The sequence below is a fragment of the Streptomyces sp. NPDC046261 genome (assembly GCF_040646235.1).
In the GTDB taxonomy this organism is placed as follows: domain Bacteria; phylum Actinomycetota; class Actinomycetes; order Streptomycetales; family Streptomycetaceae; genus Streptomyces.
The window spans coordinates 148,617-169,023 of the sequence record NZ_JBEYZU010000008.1 but is presented as its reverse complement, the minus strand read 5'-3'; the positions used below and the strand labels follow the sequence as shown (position 1 = coordinate 169,023).

Genomic DNA, 20,407 nt, shown 5'->3' with positions numbered 1-20,407 from the left:
GCAGCCTAACCGTGCGGCAGGCCGCGACCGAGCGGTATTCCACACTGCGGGACGCCCGGGACCGGGCGGCGGGAGGGTGCGCGGGGCCGGCCGGCCCCGGTACCGGCACCGAAATCCTGGATCCCGCGCTAGAAGGGGTGCACGCCGACCGGCGTGGCCGGCAGGGGGCCGCAGCCCTCGGCGATGCGCTGGTGGTAGGTCTCGCGGTCGATGACCTCCAGGCCGACGATCTCCCAGGGCGGGAGCTGGGCGGTGGAGCGGTGTTCGCCCCACAGCCGCAGCGCCACGGCCGCCGCGTCGTGCAGATCACGCGCCTCCTCCCAGTAGCGGATCTCCGCGTGGTCGTTGGCATAGCGGCTGGTCAGCAGGAACGGGTGGTCGTGGGCGAGCTGTTCCAGCGCCCGCCGGACCTCCTTGAGCGGCGCCTCCGCGCCCGAGACGCTGAGGGTGATGTGCCACAGCCGCGCCACATCGTCACCATCTGCCCGCTCCCCCGTGTCGCCTGACCCGACGCTGGTCAGTGTCCGCCCAGCCGTCCCTCGGGGCAGCGCCCCTGGGCGCCCTCGTCTCACCGGCGGCCTCCTGTTGTTCGCCGCTCCGCGCGCGTGCGGCGGAGCCGTGTGGTGCGTGGGCCCGTGCGTCCTTCACGGCGCCCTGCATCAAAGTTGACCAGTCGGCGGGCGGCCGCGTGGCGGTTTTACGGAAAGGCCCCTTGGAAAGGCTGTCCTTACCGGGCCTTTCTCGTCCGCGGATAACGCCCGTCAGCGATGCGGCATGCCCACGTCGCGGTGCGGCATGCCCGCGTCAGCGGCGCAGGACGACCAGGTCGTCGCGGTGGACGACCTCACGCTCATAGCCGGGCCCCAGGTCGCGGGCCAGATCACGGGTGGAGCGGCCCAGCAGCTGGGGGATCTCGCCCGCGTCGTAGGTGACGAGCCCGCGCGCGACGGCCCGGCCCGCGGGGTCGCGCAGCTCCACCGGATCGCCCGCGCTGAATTCACCCTCGACGGCCGCGATGCCCGCCGGCAGCAGCGAACCGGTGCCCTCGATCACGGCCCGTACCGCCCCGTCGTCCAGCGTCAGGGCGCCGCGCGGGGTGGAGGCGTGCGCGAGCCAGAGCAGCCGGTCGGCGGAGCGGCGGCCCGTGCGGTGGAAGAAGGTGCCGGTGGCCCGGCCCCGCAGGGCGTCGGCGGCCTGGCTGGCGGAGGTCAGGACGACCGGGATGCCGGCCGCCGCCGCGATGCGGGCGGCCTCCACCTTGGTGACCATGCCGCCGGTGCCCACGCCGGCCTTGCCCGCGCTGCCGATGGAGATCCCCTCCAGGTCCGCCGGCCCGCGGACCTCGGCGATCCGCGAGGTGCCCGGGGTGCTGGGATCACCGTCGTAGAGGCCGTCGACATCCGACAGCAGCACCAGCAGATCGGCCCGTACGAGATGGGCTACGAGCGCGGCCAGCCGGTCGTTGTCGCCGAAGCGGATCTCGTCCGTGGCCACCGTGTCGTTCTCGTTGACGACCGGGACGGCGCCCATCGACAGCAGCTGGTCGAGCGTCCGGCGGGCGTTGCGGTAGTGCGCGCGCCGGCTGGTGTCGTCGGTCGTCAGCAGCACCTGGCCCACGCGGCGCCCGTAGCGCGCGAAGGAAGCGGTGTAGCGGGCCACCAGCAGCCCCTGGCCGACGCTGGCGGCCGCCTGCTGGCGGGCCAGGTCGCGGGGGCGCCGCTCGAGGCCCAGCGGGGCGAGCCCGGCGGCGATGGCTCCGGAGGAGACCAGCACGATCTCCTTCTCGGGGGCCGCGCCCGTGCCCGTCACGCCCTGGTCGCCGACGCTCTTGGCCAGCGCGTCGACGAGGGCGTCAACCCGGTCGGCGTCCAGACCCCCGCCCGCTGTGGTGAGTGACGAGGATCCCACCTTGACGACGATCCTGCGGGCTGCCATGACCTCTTGCCGGGCCGTGTCCGGCGCCCCTGCCCCTATCAACGGAAGTACACCTCTGTTGTCACCGATGCTGTGCCTGCGGCCGTGTGCTGTTCAGGTCCGTCAATCTACCGTCTGACGATTGCGGGCGTTCGACCCTGTTTTGTGGTGGTTGACGTCGTGGAAGATTGCTCCTTGCCCGGCCACCGTCATACGGTCGGTGGTCGACCGTTGTCCTCCACAGTGTCCTACGACGGTTCCCCCCTGCCCCAAGCCCTCCTGCCAGGAGCCCCTCCAGTGCCTTCTGCCGGATCAGCCTCCCGCCGAGCAGTGCAGCTCGCGGTGCTGCTCTCGATGCTGGTGTTCTTCACACTTCAGCTCGTCGGCGCGCTGCTGCCCCATGTGCCGCTGCTCATCACCGCCTCGGCGACGGGCCTCGCCCTCGATCTGTACCTGCAGCACCGCGACCCCGGTCTGGTCGCCGTGCTCGGAAAGATCCGCTTCGACGTCATGGTGCGCCAGCTGCTGCGCGACATGCTCGTCCTGATCGGGCTGCTGCGGCTGCACGGCGACGGCTCCCTGCGCGGCTACGCCCCCGTCATCGCCGGCCTCGCCCTGTTCTACGCCGCCCACCTCGGCTGCCAGGTCACCGCGATCCTGGTCCGCAGAAGCCGCACCCTGCCGTTCCTCACCCGCAACATCGACGCCTCGGGGCTGCACCTGACCGCCGCCCCGCCGCGCCTGCTGGCCCGCCAGCACGGCCGGCGGCTGCTGCGCTTCACCACGCCGGCCACGGCGGGCCTGCTGGTCACGGCGGCCACGGAGGAGACCCTGTGGGCGGAGGCCGGCGTGGGCGTCTCCCTCGCCCTCGCCCTGGGCGGCACGGTGCACCTGGCGAGCTGGCTGCGGCCCGCCAAGCGCATCGCGGGGGAACAGCAGGCACTGGAGTGGCTGGACCGCTGGCTGGCCGCCTACAAGCCCACCGTCGGCATGTACTTCTCCGGCGGCACCAGCTCGGCCTACCAGGCCAACATGTGGCTCTCGACCCTCGCCGCGCTGGACGGCAAGCCGCTCATCGTGCTGCGCGAGCGCTTCATGGTGCAGAAGATCGAGGCCACGGACGTACCGATCGTGTGCATCCCCAAGGTCGTCCATCTGATGGCCCTGGAGAAGTCCTCGCTGAAGGTGCTGCTGCACCCCGCGAACTCCGGCAAGACCTCCCAGGTCCTGCGCATGCCCTCCATCAAGCACGCCTTCACCAACCACGGCGAGAGCGACAAGCTCTCCAGCTGCAACCCGTACTCCAAGGCGTACGACGAGATCTGGGTCGCCGGCCCGGCCGCCCGCGAGCGCTACCAGCTCGCCGACATCGGCGTCGAGGACAAGGACGTCGTCGAGGTAGGCCGCCCGCAGCTCGCCCCCATCAAGCCCTACGGCGGCCCGCCCGCCGACGGACGCCTCACCACCGTCCTGTACGCCCCCACCTGGGAGGGCTGGGACGGCAACCCCGGCAACACCTCGGTGATGCTCGCCGGCGAGAACATCGTGCGCGCCCTGCTCGCCGACCCCAAGGTCCGCCTCCTGTACAAGCCGCACCCCATGACCGGCTCGGTCGACCCGCGCGCCGGCCAGGCCAACGCGCGCATCCAGGCGATGATCCACGAGGCCAACGCCGGCCGGTCCGGGCCCCGCCCCGGACCGGAGGCGGCGGCGGAGCTGGCGCGCCGCACGGCCGAGCTGGAGCGGGTCACCACCAGCGCCTTCCGCGACAGCGCGGACGAGATCGAGCGCATGCTGCTGCAGTCCACGCCGGAGAAGGGCCGCGCCGCGACCGTCGAGGCGGCCACGAGCGACTGGGAGAACGCGTACTGGGCCTCGCTGCCCGAGTGGGAGCACCAGGTCATCACGACCGCGCGGCCCGCGCTGTACAGCTGCTTCAACCAGTCGGACCTGCTCATCAGCGACGTCTCGAGCGTCGTCTCGGACTACCTGATCAGCGAGAAGCCGTACGCCGTGGCCAACACCAGCGGCATGGACGAGGAGGAGTTCCGCGCGAACTTCCCGACGGTGAGCGCGGCCACGATCCTCACCCCGGAGGCGGAGGGCGTGGACGGGCTCCTCGCCGCTGTCCGCGACCCGGGCCTGGACACCCTCGCCGGGGCCCGTGCCGAGCTCAAGGAGCGGCTCCTGGGCCCCTCCGACCCGCCCTCCCTGGTCCGCTTCGACCGGGCCGCGCGGGCGCTCGCCGCGAAGGCGGACGAGCGGCGGCAGCGGATGGAGGCCCGTTCCTCGGAGATCCCGGCCCCGCGGGCCGGAGCCGGCGAGGCGGCCGAAGCCGACGCCACGCCCGAACCTGCCGAGGAGCCGGCGGTCTCCGTCAACTGAGGCCCCTGAGGCCGGCCGAGCGGCATCGACATCGAAGAGGCATCGGAAAACGCCGGACGGGCTGGGTTTCCCCAGCCCGTCCGGCGTTCGCGTTCAGCCCGGCACGGGGTTACGAGAACGGGTTGAAGCCCTCGTACTCCTGCTCCGCCTCGTCGCGCGCGGCGTCGCGGTCGCGGCGGCGCTGCGCGGCCGGACGCGGGGCCTCGAAGCGGTGGTCCTCACCGCGGCGGCCCAGCATCTCCGCACCGGCGGCCATCGACGGCTCCCAGTCGAAGACGACCGCGTCGTCCTCGGAGCCGATGGCGACGCCGTCGCCCGCACGGGCGCCGGCCTTCATCAACTCGTCCTCGACGCCGAGGCGGTTGAGGCGGTCGGCGAGGTAGCCGACGGCCTCGTCGTTGTTGAAGTCGGTCTGGCGCACCCAGCGCTCCGGCTTCTCGCCGCGCACGCGGTAGAGGCCGTCCTCCTCCAGGGTGACCGTGAAGCCGGCGTCGTCGACGGCCTTCGGGCGGATGACGATGCGGGTCGCCTCCTCCTTCGGCTTGGCGGCGCGCGCCTCGGCGACGATGTTGGCCAGGGCGAAGGACAGCTCCTTCAGACCGTGCCGGGAGACGGCCGAGACCTCGAAGATCTGGTAGCCGCGGGCCGCCAGCTCGGGGCGGATGATGTCGGCGAGGTCCTGGCCGTCGGGGATGTCGACCTTGTTGAGGACGACGATGCGGGGCCGGTTCTCCAGGCCGCCGTACTCCGCCAGCTCGGCCTCGATGACGTCGAGGTCGGTCAGCGGGTCACGCTCGGACTCCAGGGTCGCGGTGTCCAGGACGTGCACGAGCACCGAGCAGCGCTCGACGTGGCGCAGGAACTCCAGGCCCAGGCCCTTGCCCTGGCTGGCGCCGGGGATCAGACCGGGGACGTCGGCGATGGTGTAGACCGTCGCACCGGCCGTCACGACGCCCAGGTTCGGGACGAGCGTGGTGAAGGGGTAGTCCGCGATCTTCGGCTTGGCGGCGGAGAGCACCGAGATCAGCGAGGACTTGCCCGCGCTCGGGTAGCCGACCAGCGCCACGTCGGCGACGGTCTTCAGCTCCAGGACGATGTCCTGCTCCTGGCCCGGCACGCCCAGCAGCGCGAAGCCGGGTGCCTTGCGGCGGGCCGAGGCCAGCGCCGCGTTGCCCAGGCCGCCGCGGCCGCCCTCGGCGGCCACGTACGTGGTGCCCTGGCCGACGAGGTCGGCGAGGACGTTGCCGCGCTTGTCGAGGACGACCGTGCCGTCCGGGACCGGCAGGACCAGGTCCGTACCGTCCTTGCCGGAGCGGTTGCCGCCCTCGCCGGGCTTGCCGTTGGTGGCCTTGCGGTGCGGGCTGTGGTGGTAGTCCAGGAGCGTCGTGACGGACTGGTCGACGACCAGCGTCACGTCACCGCCACGGCCGCCGTTGCCGCCGTCGGGGCCGCCCAGCGGCTTGAACTTCTCACGGTGGACGGAGGCGCAGCCGTGGCCTCCGTTACCCGCGGCGACATGCAGCTCGACGCGGTCCACGAAGGTGGTCATAGCGGTGTGCCTCCAGATACGTACAGGGGATGTCTCTGTTGTAACGCAGCGAGGGCGGCCCCGCTTCCCCGTAGGGAAGGGAGGTCCGCCCTCGCTTATCGCTCTACGGAAGCCTGGATCAGGCGACCGGAACGATGTTGACGACCTTGCGGCCACGGTGGGTGCCGAACTGCACCGCACCGGCGTTCAGCGCGAACAGGGTGTCGTCGCCGCCGCGACCGACACCGGCGCCCGGGTGGAAGTGGGTGCCACGCTGGCGGACCAGGATCTCACCGGCGTTGACGACCTGACCGCCGAAGCGCTTCACGCCGAGCCGCTGAGCGTTGGAGTCGCGACCGTTCCGGGTGGACGATGCGCCCTTCTTGTGTGCCATGTGTTCTCAGTCCCTTACTTCGCAGCCGTGGGGATGCCGGTGATCTTCAGCGCGGTGTACTGCTGGCGGTGACCAATGCGCTTGCGGTAACCGGTCTTGTTCTTGTACTTCAGGATGTCGATCTTGGCACCCTTGTGGTGGTCCACGATCTCGGCCTGGACCTTGATGCCCGCCAGGACCCACGGGTCGCTGGTGACGGACTCGCCGTCGACCACGAGCAGCGTGGAGAGCTCGACCGCGTCGCCCACCTTGCCGTCGGAAATCTTGTCAACCTCGACGATGTCGCCCACAACAACCTTGTGCTGGCGACCACCGCTACGCACGACTGCGTACACGCGGATCTCACTCTCGCTAGTAAACGGGACCGCTGATGCCAGCCGCTCGCACGGGCCGGGGCCCATGACTGTCCAGGAGGACGAGCGGCCTCTCCCCGCCGCACGGGCCGGGAGGGATGTGCTCAGTGGTGTGGCGCCAAACAGACGCCGACGGTCAAGGTTACGGGGCCTTGACCAGGGGGTCAAACCGGGCCCCGCCGGGCGGGCCGGAGATTCCGGCCCGCCCGGCGGGTGAGGACCGTCAGGCCTCCGCGGAGGACTCGGCGGCCTTCTTCGCCGTCTTCTTGGCGGGGGCCTTCTTGGCGGTCTTGGTGGCCGCCTTCTTGGCCGTCGCCTTCTTGGCGGTGGTGGTCTTCTTCGCCGCCGCCTTCTTCGTCGCGGCCGCCTTCTTCGCCGGCGCCTTCTTGGCCGCCGTCTTGCGGGCCGTCTTCTTGGCGGGGGCCTCCTCGGCCATCACCTCGACGTCGGCCTCGGCCACGACCACCGGCTCCGGCTCCGCCGGGGCGGGCGCGGCGATGACCACCACGGCCGCTTCCTCGGCGGCGGGCGAACCCGCCGGGGCGGACGCCCTGCGCGTCACCCGGCGCCGCGGCCGTGCCGGAGCCGCCGGCGCCGCCTGCTCGGCGACGGGCGCCGACGCGGGCTCCGCGGCGGGCTCGGCGACGACCACGGCAGGCTCGGCAGGCTCGGCCGTCTCCACCACGAGCTCCGGCTCGGGCTGCGCGGCGGCCTTCGGGGCGCCCGCCGGGGCGGTCGCCTTGCGGGTCGCCCGGCGGCGCGTACGGCCACCGCGGCGGGACGCCGCGGCCTCGGCCTCGGCGGCGCTGCCGTACCACTCGTCCTCGGACTCGACGGCAGGCTGCAGCTCCGCCTCGCTCACCACGGCCGGCTCCAGCTCGACCGCCTCCACGGCGACCTCGGCCGGCGCCTCCGCGGAGACCGCCACGGCGGGCTCGACGATGGGCTCGACAGCGGGCTCGAGGGCCGGCTCGGGGGCCTCGACGGCCGCCTTGCCCTTCTTCTTGCCGCGCTTGCCGCCACCGCCGCCGCCACCGACGGTCGCCGGCTGGTCCATGTGGACGATGACGCCGCGGCCGTTGCAGTGGACACAGGACTCGGAGAAGGACTCCAGCAGGCCCTGGCCGACCCGCTTGCGGGTCATCTGGACCAGGCCCAGCGAGGTGACCTCGGCGACCTGGTGCTTCGTACGGTCCCGGCCCAGGCACTCCAGCAGGCGCCGCAGCACCAGGTCCCGGTTGGACTCCAGCACCATGTCGATGAAGTCGATCACGATGATGCCGCCGAGGTCGCGCAGCCGCAGCTGGCGCACGATCTCCTCGGCCGCCTCCAGGTTGTTCCTGGTGACCGTCTCCTCCAGGTTGCCGCCCTGGCCGGTGAACTTGCCGGTGTTGACGTCGACGACGACCATCGCCTCGGTCCGGTCGATGACGAGCGAACCGCCGCTGGGCAGCCAGACCTTGCGGTCCAGCGCCTTCATCAGCTGCTCGTCGATCCGGTACGTGGCGAAGACGTCGACGTCCGACGTCCACTTCTGCAGCCGGTCGGCCAGGTCGGGAGCGACGTGCGAGACGTAGCCGTGGATGGTCTCCCAGGCGCCGTCACCGCTGACGATGACCTTGGAGAAGTCCTCGTTGAAGATGTCGCGCACGACGCGGACGGTCATGTCCGGCTCGCCGTACAGCAGGCTCGGCGAGCTCGTCGAGATCTGCTTCGACTTCTTCTGGATCTCCTCCCACTGCGCCTGCAGGCGCTCCACGTCACGGCGCAGCTCGTCCTCGCTCGCGCCCTCGGCCGCGGTGCGCACGATCACGCCGGCGTCCTCGGGGACGATCTTCTTGAGGATCTGCTTCAGCCGCGCGCGCTCGGTGTCGGGCAGCTTGCGGCTGATGCCGGTCATCGAGCCCTCGGGCACGTAGACCAGGTAACGGCCGGGCAGGGAGACCTGGCTGGTCAGGCGGGCGCCCTTGTGACCGATCGGGTCCTTGGTGACCTGCACCAGCACGGACTGGCCGGACTTCAGCGCGGTCTCGATGCGGCGCGGGCCGTTGCCCATGCCGAGCGCCTCGAAGTTGACCTCGCCGGCGTACAGCACGGCGTTGCGGCCCTTGCCGATGTCGACGAAGGCGGCCTCCATGGACGGCAGCACGTTCTGGACCTTGCCCAGGTAGACGTTGCCGACGTAGCTGGTGGCCTGCTCCTTGTTGACGAAGTGCTCGACGAGGACGTTGTCCTCCAGCACGCCGATCTGGGTGCGGTCGCCGTTCTGGCGCACGACCATGACCCGCTCGACGGCCTCGCGGCGGGCCAGGAACTCGGCCTCCGTGATGATCGGCACGCGGCGGCGGCCCTGCTCGCGGCCCTCACGGCGGCGCTGCTTCTTCGCCTCCATGCGGGTCGAGCCCTTGATGGACTGGACCTCGTCGAAGCCCGTGCCGCCCTCGGTGCGCGCGGCACGCTCACGCGGCTCGCGGACCTTGACGACCGTACGCTCCGGCTCGTCCGCGCCCGGCTCGGTCTCCAGCGCCTCGCCACTGCGGCGACGGCGACGGCGACGACGGCGGCTTCCGGCGGTCGCGAAGGCGGCCTCCTCGTCCTCCTCGGCCCCTTCCTCGGCTTCCTCGGCCTGCGGCTCCTCCTCGCCGGCCTCGGCCTCTTCGGCCTCGGCGGCCTCGCCCCGGCGGCGACGGCGGCCACCGCGACGACGACGGCGCGAGGGACGCTCGCCCTGCTCCTCGTCCTCGGCGGCGACGCCTTCCGCCTCCTCGGCGGTCTCCGGCTCCTCCTCCTCGGCCTCCGGCTCCACCGTCACGACGGTGGGCTCGACGACCTCGGCGGCAGGGGCCTCGGCGGGCTCGCCCCGGCGGCGGCGCCGACGACGGCCACCGGCGGCGGGCGCCGCGGCCTCGGCGACCGGCTGCTCCTCCTCCGGCGCCTCGGCGGCGGCAGCGGCGGCGGCAGCGGCGGTCTCCGGCGTCTGGAACATCGGCTCGGTGAACACCGGCGCCTGGAACACGGCGGTCGGCGGGCGCACGGCACGGCGGCGCGTGCGGGCACCCTCGGCGGGCGCCTGCTCGGCCTCGGCGGCACGCACGGCGCGGCGGCGGCCACGGGGGGCCTCGGCGGGCGCCTCCGCGGCGGGCTCGGCGGCCGGCGGCGCGGCTTCGACGACGGGCTCGGCGGCACGGCGGCGCGTACGACGGGCACGCGCGGGCTCGGCGGCCGACTCGGCCTCGACGGGCTCGGCGGCCTCGGCAGCCGGGGCCTCGACGACCTCGGCGCCCTGCGGCGGACCGGCCGGAGCCGACACCCGACGGGTCGCACGACGACGCGTACGGGCGGGGGCGGCGGCCTCCTCGGCGACCGGCTCGGCCGCGACGGTGGGCTCCAGGCTGATGGCCTGGGGAGCCTCAAGGGCCTCCTCGGCCACCTCGGCGGCCTCGACGGGCTCGGCACCCTCGGTCACCTGCGGGGCGCCGGCGGGGGCCGACGCACGACGGGTCGCGCGACGACGCGGACGAGCGGGAGCGGCGGGCGCCTCCTCGGCGACCGGCTCGGCCGGCACCTCGGCGACGACCTCAGCGGCCTCCTCCACCTGCGGAGCACCCGCCGGAGCGGTCGCCTTACGGGTGGCACGACGACGCGTACGCGCCGGAGCGGCAGGCGCCTCCTCCGCGACGGCCTCGACGGCCTCGACGGGCTCGGCGGCCTCGGTCACCTGCGGCGCACCGGCCGGAGCCGACGCACGACGGGTCGCACGACGACGCGGACGGGCCGGAGCGGCGGCCTCCTCGGCCACCGGCTCGGCCGGCACCTCGGCGACGACCTCGGGGGCCTCGGCAGCCGGGGTCTCGACGGCCTCGGCGGCGCCCTGCGGGGCGCCGGCCGGAGCCGACGCGCGGCGCGTGGCACGACGACGCGGACGGGCCGGAGCGGCAGGCGCCTCCTCGGCGACCGGCTCGGCCGGCACCTCGGCGACGACCTCAGCGGCCTCCTCCACCTGCGGAGCACCCGCCGGAGCGGTCGCCTTACGGGTGGCACGACGACGCGTACGCGCCGGAGCGGCGGGCGCCTCCTCGGCGACCGGCTCGGCGGCCTCGGCGGCAGGGGTCTCCACGGCCTCGGCGGCGGGGGGCTCGGCCGGCGCGGTGGCCTTGCGCGTGGCACGGCGACGGGTACGGGCGGGCTTCTCCGCCTCGTCCTCGGCAGCCTGGGCGGCCGGCTCGGCCGTGGCCTCGGCGGCCTGCGGCGCGGCCGCGGCGGTCTTGCGGGTCGCACGGCGGCGCGGGCGTGCCGGGGTCTCCGGCGCGTCCGGAGTCCCGGCGGCCTCGGCGACCGGCTCGTCGGCAGCCGTCACGGCCGCCTCCCCGGCGGGCGGACCCGCCGGACGGGACGCCGCCCGGCGACGACGCCGCGGGGGCAGCGTGTCGCTGGGGGAAGCGTCTGTGTTGTTGCCGGGCGCGTTCTGCGCTGCCCCGGCCTCGGTGGGCTCAATGGATTCGAGCATGCGGGCGGTTCTCCCGTCACGCTCCCGGGCGCCGCGTCGTGGTCCGACCCGCCGGTCCGCGTGATGAGCGCGGTACCGCCGTCCGGGGCGCGGTCGCCGCACGGGAGCTGTCGTCTCACTCGCCGGGTCCGAAGCTCATCGGCACCGGCGAAAGTCTCCTGGTCAGTGCGCCTGCCGCACCGGGTGGCTCCCTGGTGGACCGGCGGCGCTTCGACGGCCGTCCTTACGCGGAACCTTCCGGCACCTGCTGCGCGGCACTCGGCCCGGCGGCCGTTGATGGGTCGGCCGGGGCGGCATCGCGGTCGGGCGCGAGCGGATCGGTCACCGTGCCGGACTCCTCATCGAGCAGCCCCTGCGCCAGCCTGGTCACCGCGGCGGGGACCGGCGGCGCCAGGTCGGCCGTAGCGCGGAGACCGGACAGGACGTCGTCGGGTCGCACGGCAGGTGTCAAATGCCGAACAACCAGCCGCAGTATCGCACAGGCACCGTCGCCGGGCCTATCGGCCGGAGCTTCGAGTGCCTCGAGTCGGCGTACCGCCTCGCGCGCGTCGAAGGTCCGCATGCCGTTCTTGGTCCGGCGCTGCACCTCGACCGTCTCCGCCGCCAGGAAGGCCGCTACGGCCTTCTCGGCGTCCATGGGCTCGACGCCCTCCAGCCGCAGCTCCCACACGGACGCCTGCAGCCGGTCGGCGAAGGAGGAGGTGTGTGCCTCCACCGCGTCGGTGATGTCGAGCCCGTCCGGCAGCGACTCGTCGAGCAGCGCCCGCAGGACCGCGGGGTCACGCCGTTCGGCGAGCTGGATCTCCAGGTACTCGGCCTCGCTGCCCGTGCCGGTGGGTGCGGCATTGGCGTACGACACCTTGGGGTGCGGCGTGAAGCCGGCCGAGTACGCCATGGGCACCTCGGCGCGGCGCAGCGCCCGCTCGAAGGCGCGCTGGAAATCGCGGTGGCTGGTGAACCGGAGGCGGCCGCGCTTGGTGTAGCGCAGGCGAATGCGCTGCACCGCGGGTGCGGGCGGCGGGCCTTCGGGCTGTCGCTTGCCCAGTGTCTTTCAGTCCCTCGTGAGTGCGGTCATTCTGCTACCTAGAGTACGTGCAACGAGGGTCCTGCCGATCCGGCAGGACCCTCGCTCGAACGCGCGTACTACTTGACGACTGTCAGCGGGAGCAGTTTCTTGCCCGTCGGGCCGATCTGGATGGACGTGTCCATCTGCGGGCAGACAGACGCACGCCTATAAATTCGCACCCATGGCAAAGCGCTCACGCACGAAGTCAGCAGCGAAGCAGAGGGCCTACGACGTCGAGGCCGAGTGGACAGCAGCGGATCTGACGGTCCTCGAAGATCTGAAAGCGGCCGAAGCCTTATTACCGGAGGACGCTCCCCGGGCACTCCTGTCCATCCGCCTGTCGGTCTGGACCGATGACACGACCTCCCCCGTCCGGCAGGAGCTTGATCTCCGGATCCTGGCAAGAGACCTGGGGTACAGGGTCGTGGGGGTGGCCAGTGACCTGAACGTCAGCGCGACCAAGGTGCCGCCGTGGAAGCGCAAGCAGCTTGGCGACTGGCTCAACAACCGGTCGCCCGAGTTCGACGCGTTGCTGTTCTGGAAGCTCGACCGCTTCGTACGCCGCCTCTCGGACCTGTCCGCCATGATCGACTGGTGCTTGAAGTACGGCAAGAACCTGATCTCCAAGAACGACAGCATCGACTTGACCACCACGGCCGGGAAGATCCTGGTCACCATCATCGGAGGCATCGCGGAGATCGAGGCCGCCAACACTTCCACCCGCGTCGCGAGCCTCTGGGACTACACCAAGACACAGAGCGAGTGGCTGGTGGGCAAGCCCGCCTACGGCTACGTGACCGACGTGGACGAGCACGGAAAGGTCATTCTCCGTATAGAGGAGACAGCGCACCGGGTACTCCACTGGTGCCGAAGGGCGGCAGGAAGACCAAAACCGGCGTCCGCCCGGCGCATGGTCCGGGTGCTCGTACGGTCTGGCCTCTGCGGGCCCGGACTCACCGCGTCCACACTGTTGAGCCGACTGCGGAACCCAGCCCTGATGGGCTACCGGGTCGAGATGGACCCGGACAGGGCCCGCAGGTCGCGGCTCGTGCTGGGCAAGGACGGCAAGCCCATCAGGGTTGCGGAGGGGGTCTTCACCGAGGACGAGTTCTACGAGCTTCAGGCCGACCTGGACCGGTCCGGCAAGAACCAGCCCCCACGGCAGGCGGACAGCCCCACGAAGTTCCGCGGAGTCCTGATCTGCCCGGACTGCGGCACCAACATGATCGTGCAGGTGAACAGGTCGGAGAAGGCGACGTACCACTACATGCGGTGCCAAGGCTGCAAGAGCGGAGGCTACGGGGCTCCGAACCCCGATGAGATCTATGGGCAACTCGTGCAGGACGTCCTGACCGTCCTTGGCGACTGGCCGGTGCAGGTCCGGGAGTACGCGAACGGCGCGGAAGCCCGCAAGGAGGTGAAGCGCCTCCGGGACTCCATCGCCTACTACATGAAGGAGCTGGAGCCCGGGGGCCGCTACTCGAAGACGCGGTTCACGCGGGAACAGGCCCAGGAGACGCTGGACAAGCTGATTGCCGATCTTGAGGCTATCGACCCGGAGACCACCCAGGACCGGTGGGTGAACGTCCACAACGGCAAGACGTTCCGGCAGCACTGGGAAGAAGGGGGGATGGAGGCCATGGCCGCCGACCTGGTCCGTGTCGGCGTCAAGTGCGAGGTCCACCGGACGAAGGTCCCGAAGGTTCGGGCCCCACAGATTCGTCTGCGCCTCCTCATCCCGAAGGACGTCCGGGAGCGCCTGATAGTGAAAGAGGACGACTTCGGCGAGAAGCTCTAAGGCGTGTCCGATGGGTCGTGTGACTGGCCCGCGAATAGTTCGTTCCGGTAACTCTGGACAGGGTGAATCATCGAACAGAGAAGCGCCCTCGGCTGTAGCCGCACATGTCCGGTTTTCAGGAAGGCGTCGTTCGATCGTGGGTAGCGTGCCAGAGCTAGAGATCAACATCGAGAAGGAGGCAACATGTCGGAAGCAGGTGCGCTGCCCGAGGTCCTGAACCTGAACGGACCGGGCGAGCCGATCCAGGCCACGCAGAAGGACACGGTCACACTCGCCCTCCAGTACCAGGGGGACACGGCCGTGCTCCGGGCCATTGACGGCAGCTGTGTCCCGCAACATCTGCCGGTCCTGGACACCGACGGCAACGTCATCGCCAACTACTCCGTCACCGGAGTAGCGGGAGAAGCGGGACCCACCCCTCGCTACGTAATGACAGAGCACGCGGACATGCTCATGACCGCCCATCACCTCCACCCGGACGCCCCGGCGGACAGGGCCATTGCGGAGCCGCGGAGCCGCTGAGGGCCTGCATAACTGCCGTCATGACGGCCCCGGAGTCCTAGGGCCTGTCCGATGGGTCGGAGGTGGCCGGTCGGTATGGGCAAGTCGCCGTAGGTTCCTGGCTGGCCTGCCGCCTCTCTCAACGCTTCACTCTTATGTCCCACCCCGACAGGCGCGCTCAGCACCGTTCAAGGACCGTAGGAGCAGACCACGGGTTTGTGAGATTGGGAAGCCTGCGCCCGGAGCAGTGCCGGGCTTCCCAGAGTGGCTCAAGGCCCCCGCTTCCGATAGCAGGAAGGTGCGCGATTAGCAGGAAGGTGCGCGATGGTTTCCCTTGAGGACTTCATGAAGGTGCTCAGCCCCGACAACCGGCGATGGATGGAAAGCCAGAGCCCGGAACAGCAAAAAGAGGTCTTGGGCTTCTTCCAAGATTCCCAGCCGAGCATTACGACCGGCAGCCTCCCGGGACCGCTCGCGGGTCTCAGCAGCGGTCTAGACGCTGGTGCGGCCAATGCGGCTGTCGAGGATGTGCGCACGATGGCAGAGCGTCAGTAGACACCGTCGGCCTTGCAGGCAGGTCTGCGCGGCACTCAGCTGCGTAGCCAGTAACAGCCATTCCGTCGGACACGCCTTAGATCACCGACAAGACAGGCCCCTGCCTCATGGCGGGGGCCTGTCTCATAGCTTGTCGGGGTCGTACGGCTCTTGGCGGCCGTCACTGTCCACGATGACGATTTCGCTGGTCACCGTGGCTTTCGTCCTACGTTCGCCAAGTCGTCGTCCTCTCTTGTCCTGGGTCACCGGAACGCCCGTGGCTCCGCCGGCCCCGCAGTCATGATCCGTTGATCGGTCTCTCACTCCGTCTCGCCTCGTCCCGGTCCAACCACCAGCGCCTCACGAGCGAGCTCACGGTTATGGGTCAGATCTTGAGCAATTCCGGCAGCTATGACGGCCGCACCAGGGGTGTGGCCGGACCCGAAGTAGCGCCAGTTGGCCTTCGTGATCACGTCGGCGTCGATCACGGGTCGAACCGCACTGCCCCGGCGTTGGACTCGCGCGATACGGAGTGCGCTGTAGGTGGTGGAGTAGGCGCGGGATTTGGTGAGTATGTGGCCGCGGTAGCCGAGGGTGTGGGTCCAGGTCCGGAGGCGAAGGTCCTCGTACTCCGGTAGCCGGCCGAGTTCCCAGCAGGTGCGCATGAGGGCGCGGACGTGGGTGGAGACCGCTGCTTGACGTATGTCGTCGAGGCTGGTGACCGGGTAGTCCATGCCGCCAGCGGTGTCGGCGGCCCCCTTGGTGACGTACTTGGCGACATAGGCAGCTACCGCATCGTCCGTGACGCCCTCAGGGCCGAGGGAAGCCTGTAGAGGGCGGACGTCGGTCTGCGTTCCCCAACGGAGACTTCGTTCCCCGACGGCGGACCCGTACGGGGTGGTGACCAGGACGCGGTATGCAGCGGTGTGCACGGCATCGATGAGCGCTGCGGGTGTGCCCCAGGGCGGGGCAGGGTCACTAGGGCCGGTGGGGCCGTCGAGGCGGATGACCGCGTGGACGTGGATCGCTGCGCGCTGTTGGTATTCGGCGACTTTGGCGAAGGAGAGCCGGGCGTGCTGGGCGAACCGGGTCTGTGTGATGCCTGCTGCTGTGGCGAGGTGGCGGCGGGTGTTTCGTGTGAAGCGGGACCAGAGCTCTCCGGCGTGTGCGTGCCAGAGGATGTGGCCGGTGTAGTCGTAGCAGCCGGGGCAGAGCGGTTGTCCGACGAGGGGGTCGGTCGGCTCGTGGTGCCGGGTGCAGCTTCGAGGGTGGCCGTGTTCGCAGTCGGGGGTGTTGCGGCGGGGGTGGCAGCGTTTGCCGTCGGGGGTGGCGCGGTGGACGGTGCCGAAGCTGGGTGCGGTGAGGGTGACGAAGAGCCGGGGGTGTTCGCGGACCGTGGGCGGGACGGTCTTGCCGCCGGTGAGTCCGGCGCGGACGAGGTGGTAGGTGTCTCCGGCGTGGAGACGGGAGCAGGGCGGACAGATGTTGGCGCGGCGGTTGCGGCAGCGGACGAGGAGGCGTTCTCCGGGCTCGTTGCGGGTGTCGTAGTGGCGCAGGATCTCGCCGGTCGCTGTGTCGCGGGTGGTGGTGTGGCCGGAGAGGTGGATGGGGTGGGCGCAGCCGCCGGTCGCACGGATCTGTTCCAGGAGGCGGGGGAAGAGGGGTCTGAGGCGAGACGGATGACGTCCTGGTCGACTTCGGGGAGCTGACGCAGGCGCGCCGCCAGGTCGAGAACGGCGCGTCGGCCAGCGGGGGTGGTGGTGTCGGTGGGGATGGTGGGGACCTCCCGGGGTGGGCCGCCGGAGCGGCGAAGTGGTGGTGGGGTGGTGGGCCGGTTTCGTCCATGGCAGTTGCTCCTTCACGGGGCGTGGGAGTGGGAGTGGGGTTAGCGGATGGTGCCGGTGCCTCGGCAGCAGCGGCACCGGTGCCAGCGGCCGGAGCGGGTCTTGCGGCGCCGTTCGCCCTTACACAGGGGGCAGCGCACGGGGCGCATGGGCACGGGGCTGTCTCCCGTCAGGTGTGGTTAAAGCCGGAGAGGAACCAGGTCACGCATCCGTGGACGGTGAAGACCACGGGTGTCTGGCCGAGGTAGAGGCCGAAGAGGGCGATGACTGCCGCTTCCCATTTCTTGACGTCGCGGGAGCGGATCAGCAGGACGGTGATGATCCCGAAGACCACCACGAGGGAGAGGGAAGACCCCTCGCCGATGCCATCGGGGTTCATGAGCCGCCCCCTTCCACGGCCAGCAGCGCGCGGTAGACGCTGCGGAGGTAAGGCGTGCGGTCCGCGTGCTTGCGGGCGGTGGTGCGGGCTTCTTCGGTGGTGGTCTGCTGGGACCGGGCGCGGCTCCAGGTGCCGTCCGCACTGGTGCAGACAGCAACGCCCTTCTCCTCGGTGGTGATGGACTGAGCGACGGCAACGGCGTCCTTATTGAGATCGCCAAGCGTCATCTCAGCAGTGCCGGGGTCGTTGACCCGGTGGCAGATCCGGCCGGAGAGCTGCGCCCGCAGCGCGGTCACACCAGGGCCGAGGTCGGAGCCGACACGCTGGCCGGCCACGAACAGGTACAGGCCCAGGGCTGCGCCGAGCTGGGCTATCCGCAGCATCGAGGTGGAGCACCGCTCCGCCTCAGCCTTCCCCTCACGGGTGCCATCGGAGAGATAGAGCTCAGCGAGTTCGTCGACGATCACCACGATCGGGATGGGGCGTTGCTTGTCGGGGAGTTCCCAGATCGAGCGCACTGCGGCGGTGCGGCAGAGTGCCATGCGGTCGAAGAGCTCGTCGACCAGGGCGCCGAGGACCGCGACCGCTTCACGCCGGTTGGTGGTGAGCGCGGACAACCGGGGCTCGAATAGGCCCAGCTCCATGCCGCCCTTGCAGTCGATGCCGACCAGGGCCACATCCTGTGGAGCCAGCTCGGTCACCAGTCGTGCGAGGAGGGTGGATTTTCCGGACTGGGTGGCGCCGGTGGCCAACCAGTGCGGAACCTTCCGAAAGTTGACCACCCACGCCGAGCCACCCTCGAGGATGCCCACCAGGGCGGAGAGGTGGGCCGCTGGCGCGTGGGCGATGCCGGGATGTTGCAAAGGGTCGCTGGCAGTGGCGAGCAGGTGCACGGTGCCGCGTTCGGGCGAGGTGACCCGTACGGCGTGGACCCTCCAGGCGTGCGCCAGAGCGTCGGCAGCGGCGATGAACGGGGCCGGGGTCTGGCCCGGATGCAGCCGCACCACCACACTCACGCCTGTGCGGGTGGCTTTGGGGAACGAGATCCGGGGAGCCACCGGCTTCAGCGCTTCTCCCCTGACGATCAGGTCGCCGAGCAGGCTTCGGGTCGGGCGGGGTGCGACGGCCAGGTCCTGGAGGATGGCGACCTTGCGCCAGGTCCGCACGATCCGTAACGCGGTAAGCGGGTAGCCGGCGACGTACCAGACCCACACCGGCCGCACCTGCCACAACCGGGCCCCGGCGACCAGTAGCCAGGCCAGGCCGAACATGAGCACCGCGAGCGTGAACGGCCCCATCACGCACCACCACCCTTACCCAACGGCGCCGTTGCCGGAGCCGGAGTGGCGGCGGGTACGGGGGTGATGGCGGCGGCGCGGAAGCTGATGCCGTGACGGTCGCCCATGGCCCAGGAGAACGCCTCCAGGCCGGTCACCTTCACTTCGACGCCTTCGGCAACGCCGACGGGCTCGCCGGGGACCGCGATCTCGATCACCGAGACCTTGCGGGCTTCCTGGCGGACCATGACCGCCACGGTGTAGATCGTGTTGCCGTCCCGGTCCTTCTTGACCTCCTTCGTTTCGAAATTCGCGAGCTTCGGTTCCGGCGCGACAGCGCACCGCAGTACGCCGAGCCGGGATGTGTCCACAGGGATGGACTGCATGGGAAGTGGGCCTCCTCGGGCCACCGACGACCACCAGCTGGTGGACGTCACTCGTGCTGATGAGTGACCACTATGAGGCTGTTGACCGGGCAGCGCAAGCACTTATGCTGACGAGTGATGTGAGACGGATGGACGACGACGCACACCAAGGGAGACCCACAGTGGGAGAGATCCAGCGCCCCGGCGCCCTGTATCAGCAGGTCGCAGCCGAGATCCGCAACGCCATCGCCGCCGGCGAAATCCCGCCCGGGTCGCCACTCCCGTCGGAGTCCCGGCTGATCGAGCGCTACAAGGTCTCCCGACCCACGATCCGCAACGCGATCTCGGCTCTGCGCTCAGAGGGGTTGATCGAGGTCATCCACGGCAAGGGCAGCTACGTCCGAGCCCTCCCCACACCCACGCTCACCATCGAGCAGACCATCCACCAGGACGCCGGAACCTACGCCCTGGGGCACGCCTGGCAGCAGGCCGAGGAACCCGCCACCTACCGCTCAACCACCACGGCCATCACGGGCCCAATGCTCGAACTCGCCGAGGGTGAAGCGGTATTCGGCACAGACCGCCTTCTCGTCGACCCGGAAACCGGCACCCGTGCACTGCACCGCCTGATCATCCCGTTCTGCGTGGCCGAGGGAACCCCGCTTGCCGACGCCCCCGACACGGAGCCAGAGCAGATCTACGCCCTGCTCGCCGAGGCCGGGCACGAACTCACGTGGACCGAAACGGTCAGTGCCCGCATGCCCAAGCCTGACGAACGCACCACACTCGACATCCCCGAGGCCACACCGGTCATCCACTCAACCCGCGTCACCCGCAGCGCTGTCACGGGGCCCCTCGTCCTTGAAGAGCTCCGTGCCAGCGCTAGCCGTGCCCAACTCGCCTTCCGGGTGACCGTCAACAGGCGCCGCGGGCTCGCAGCCGGCTGACGGATGGTCTATCGGACCGTCCCTCGGCTGCACGCACACCCGTTGGAGTGAATCGCCTGCAGGGGGGCTGTTCCGTTTGGTCATATCCAGCTGTCCTGACAGGGAAGACGGAGCCCTTCAGGAAGGGGAACGGTCATGCGTGGGAAGTTGAGAGCGGCTGGGCGTAGGTCCGCTGTGGTAGCTGCGTTGAGCGCCGTCGCGTTGACGTTCTCCCAAAGTGCGGCGTTCGCAGCTGACGCGTGGGCGATCGATCCTGGAACAGACGCCGCAGCGTCAGGCGCCACTGTCCAGTTCCACCCGGCAGTCAACTGCACCCAGCAGAGCTGCACGTACGGCACGAACTGGTACTTCGACATCGTGACGATGAATGACGCCCGACTACTGAACACTGTGGGCTCCTCCTTCGCATTGCTGAAGAAGAGCACCAGGAGCCAGGTAGGGACCTGTCGGGTGAAGGATGAAACGACCGTCAATTGCTCGCTCAGCGGCAGCGGGTCAGTCGGCAACAACGATGGGCTGGTCACCGGTAGCGCCATCACCGTCCGAATGCCTCAATCGGCATGCACGGAAGGTGTCTGGTTCACCTGGTGGGACTCTACCGCTCCCCCTCCCCCT

16 protein-coding genes and 1 pseudogene are annotated in these 20,407 nt (G+C 70.6%); 5 read left to right on the top strand and 12 right to left on the bottom strand.

Going from position 1 to position 20,407, the window contains the following annotated elements; all coding sequences use genetic code 11:
• Positions 1 to 128 precede the first annotated feature (128 nt).
• Positions 129 to 572: a hypothetical protein gene (locus ABZ956_RS17295; protein WP_361893616.1), complete on the bottom strand. Its 444-nt coding sequence runs from the start codon at positions 570 to 572 to the stop codon at positions 129 to 131.
• Positions 573 to 804: 232 nt separating this feature from the next.
• Positions 805 to 1,935, bottom strand: a complete 1,131-nt coding sequence (gene proB, locus ABZ956_RS17290; protein WP_361893613.1) for a glutamate 5-kinase — start codon at positions 1,933 to 1,935, stop codon at positions 805 to 807.
• Positions 1,936 to 2,211: 276 nt separating this feature from the next.
• Here proB and ABZ956_RS17285 point away from each other — a divergent pair, with 276 nt between their 5' ends.
• The gene (locus tag ABZ956_RS17285) at positions 2,212 to 4,299 is read left to right on the top strand and encodes a hypothetical protein (RefSeq protein WP_361893611.1); all 2,088 of its coding nucleotides are present in this window, start codon (positions 2,212 to 2,214) and stop codon (positions 4,297 to 4,299) included.
• A 109-nt stretch (positions 4,300 to 4,408) separates the two neighbouring features.
• Here the strand turns inward: ABZ956_RS17285 and obgE are convergent, their stop codons facing one another.
• The 5 genes from obgE to ABZ956_RS17260 form a co-directional block, all read right to left on the bottom strand.
• The gene (gene obgE, locus ABZ956_RS17280) at positions 4,409 to 5,848 is read right to left on the bottom strand and encodes a GTPase ObgE (protein WP_361893608.1); all 1,440 of its coding nucleotides are present in this window, start codon (positions 5,846 to 5,848) and stop codon (positions 4,409 to 4,411) included.
• 118 nt (positions 5,849 to 5,966) lie between these two features.
• Positions 5,967 to 6,221: a 50S ribosomal protein L27 gene (gene rpmA, locus ABZ956_RS17275; RefSeq protein ID WP_030961848.1), complete on the bottom strand. Its 255-nt coding sequence runs from the start codon at positions 6,219 to 6,221 to the stop codon at positions 5,967 to 5,969.
• Positions 6,222 to 6,235: 14 nt separating this feature from the next.
• On the bottom strand, positions 6,236 to 6,556 hold the full coding sequence (rplU, locus tag ABZ956_RS17270) for a 50S ribosomal protein L21 (protein WP_071963338.1): 321 nt from the start codon (positions 6,554 to 6,556) through the stop codon (positions 6,236 to 6,238).
• Positions 6,557 to 6,797: 241 nt separating this feature from the next.
• Complete coding sequence (locus ABZ956_RS17265) at positions 6,798 to 11,081, bottom strand: Rne/Rng family ribonuclease (RefSeq protein ID WP_361893605.1); 4,284 nt, start codon at positions 11,079 to 11,081, stop codon at positions 6,798 to 6,800.
• A 223-nt stretch (positions 11,082 to 11,304) separates the two neighbouring features.
• The gene (locus ABZ956_RS17260) at positions 11,305 to 12,084 is read right to left on the bottom strand and encodes a TIGR03936 family radical SAM-associated protein (protein ID WP_361893602.1); all 780 of its coding nucleotides are present in this window, start codon (positions 12,082 to 12,084) and stop codon (positions 11,305 to 11,307) included.
• Between the two features lie 244 nt (positions 12,085 to 12,328).
• Here ABZ956_RS17260 and ABZ956_RS17255 point away from each other — a divergent pair, with 244 nt between their 5' ends.
• From ABZ956_RS17255 to ABZ956_RS17245, 3 genes are all read left to right on the top strand, one after another.
• Entirely contained in the window at positions 12,329 to 13,945 is a 1,617-nt protein-coding gene (locus tag ABZ956_RS17255) for a recombinase family protein (RefSeq protein WP_361893599.1), read from the top strand.
• Positions 13,946 to 14,128: 183 nt separating this feature from the next.
• A complete protein-coding gene (locus ABZ956_RS17250) occupies positions 14,129 to 14,467 on the top strand; it encodes a hypothetical protein (RefSeq protein ID WP_361893596.1) in 339 nt (112 codons plus the stop codon).
• 303 nt (positions 14,468 to 14,770) lie between these two features.
• Complete coding sequence (locus tag ABZ956_RS17245; RefSeq protein WP_361893593.1) at positions 14,771 to 15,001, top strand: hypothetical protein; 231 nt, start codon at positions 14,771 to 14,773, stop codon at positions 14,999 to 15,001.
• A 299-nt stretch (positions 15,002 to 15,300) separates the two neighbouring features.
• Here ABZ956_RS17245 and ABZ956_RS17240 read toward each other — a convergent pair.
• The 4 genes and pseudogenes from ABZ956_RS17240 to ABZ956_RS17225 form a co-directional block, all read right to left on the bottom strand.
• Positions 15,301 to 16,694: pseudogene (locus tag ABZ956_RS17240) on the bottom strand (replication initiator).
• 299 nt (positions 16,695 to 16,993) lie between these two features.
• Positions 16,994 to 17,203, bottom strand: coding sequence for a hypothetical protein (locus tag ABZ956_RS17235; RefSeq protein ID WP_361893590.1), 210 nt, complete (start codon positions 17,201 to 17,203; stop codon positions 16,994 to 16,996).
• Complete coding sequence (locus ABZ956_RS17230) at positions 17,200 to 18,501, bottom strand: FtsK/SpoIIIE domain-containing protein (RefSeq protein WP_361893911.1); 1,302 nt, start codon at positions 18,499 to 18,501, stop codon at positions 17,200 to 17,202. Before ABZ956_RS17230 ends, ABZ956_RS17235 begins: the two co-directional genes overlap by 4 nt.
• Positions 18,501 to 18,866, bottom strand: a complete 366-nt coding sequence (locus ABZ956_RS17225) for a hypothetical protein (RefSeq protein WP_361893587.1) — start codon at positions 18,864 to 18,866, stop codon at positions 18,501 to 18,503. Before ABZ956_RS17225 ends, ABZ956_RS17230 begins: the two co-directional genes overlap by 1 nt.
• A 161-nt stretch (positions 18,867 to 19,027) precedes the next feature.
• Here ABZ956_RS17225 and ABZ956_RS17220 point away from each other — a divergent pair, with 161 nt between their 5' ends.
• Positions 19,028 to 19,792 carry a GntR family transcriptional regulator gene (locus tag ABZ956_RS17220; protein WP_361893584.1) on the top strand — a complete coding sequence of 255 codons (765 nt, stop codon included), beginning with the start codon at positions 19,028 to 19,030 and terminating at the stop codon, positions 19,790 to 19,792.
• A gap of 80 nt (positions 19,793 to 19,872) precedes the next feature.
• Here ABZ956_RS17220 and ABZ956_RS17215 read toward each other — a convergent pair whose 3' ends face one another.
• Positions 19,873 to 20,316: a hypothetical protein gene (locus ABZ956_RS17215; protein ID WP_361893581.1), complete on the bottom strand. Its 444-nt coding sequence runs from the start codon at positions 20,314 to 20,316 to the stop codon at positions 19,873 to 19,875.
• Positions 20,317 to 20,407 lie beyond the last annotated feature (91 nt).

What these genes read in the sequence shown, in the direction of transcription:
- proB (WP_361893613.1), bottom strand. Translation starts at nt 1,935, where the DNA reads ATGGCAGCCCGCAGGATCGTCGTCAAGGTGGGATCCTCGTCACTCACC.
- obgE (WP_361893608.1), bottom strand. Translation starts at nt 5,848, where the DNA reads ATGACCACCTTCGTGGACCGCGTCGAGCTGCATGTCGCCGCGGGTAAC.
- rpmA (WP_030961848.1), bottom strand. Translation starts at nt 6,221, where the DNA reads ATGGCACACAAGAAGGGCGCATCGTCCACCCGGAACGGTCGCGACTCC.
- ABZ956_RS17265 (WP_361893605.1), bottom strand. Translation starts at nt 11,081, where the DNA reads ATGCTCGAATCCATTGAGCCCACCGAGGCCGGGGCAGCGCAGAACGCG.
- ABZ956_RS17255 (WP_361893599.1), top strand. Translation starts at nt 12,329, where the DNA reads ATGGCAAAGCGCTCACGCACGAAGTCAGCAGCGAAGCAGAGGGCCTAC.
- ABZ956_RS17250 (WP_361893596.1), top strand. Translation starts at nt 14,129, where the DNA reads ATGTCGGAAGCAGGTGCGCTGCCCGAGGTCCTGAACCTGAACGGACCG.
- ABZ956_RS17245 (WP_361893593.1), top strand. Translation starts at nt 14,771, where the DNA reads ATGGTTTCCCTTGAGGACTTCATGAAGGTGCTCAGCCCCGACAACCGG.
- ABZ956_RS17235 (WP_361893590.1), bottom strand. Translation starts at nt 17,203, where the DNA reads ATGAACCCCGATGGCATCGGCGAGGGGTCTTCCCTCTCCCTCGTGGTG.
- ABZ956_RS17230 (WP_361893911.1), bottom strand. Translation starts at nt 18,501, where the DNA reads ATGGGGCCGTTCACGCTCGCGGTGCTCATGTTCGGCCTGGCCTGGCTA.
- ABZ956_RS17225 (WP_361893587.1), bottom strand. Translation starts at nt 18,866, where the DNA reads ATGCAGTCCATCCCTGTGGACACATCCCGGCTCGGCGTACTGCGGTGC.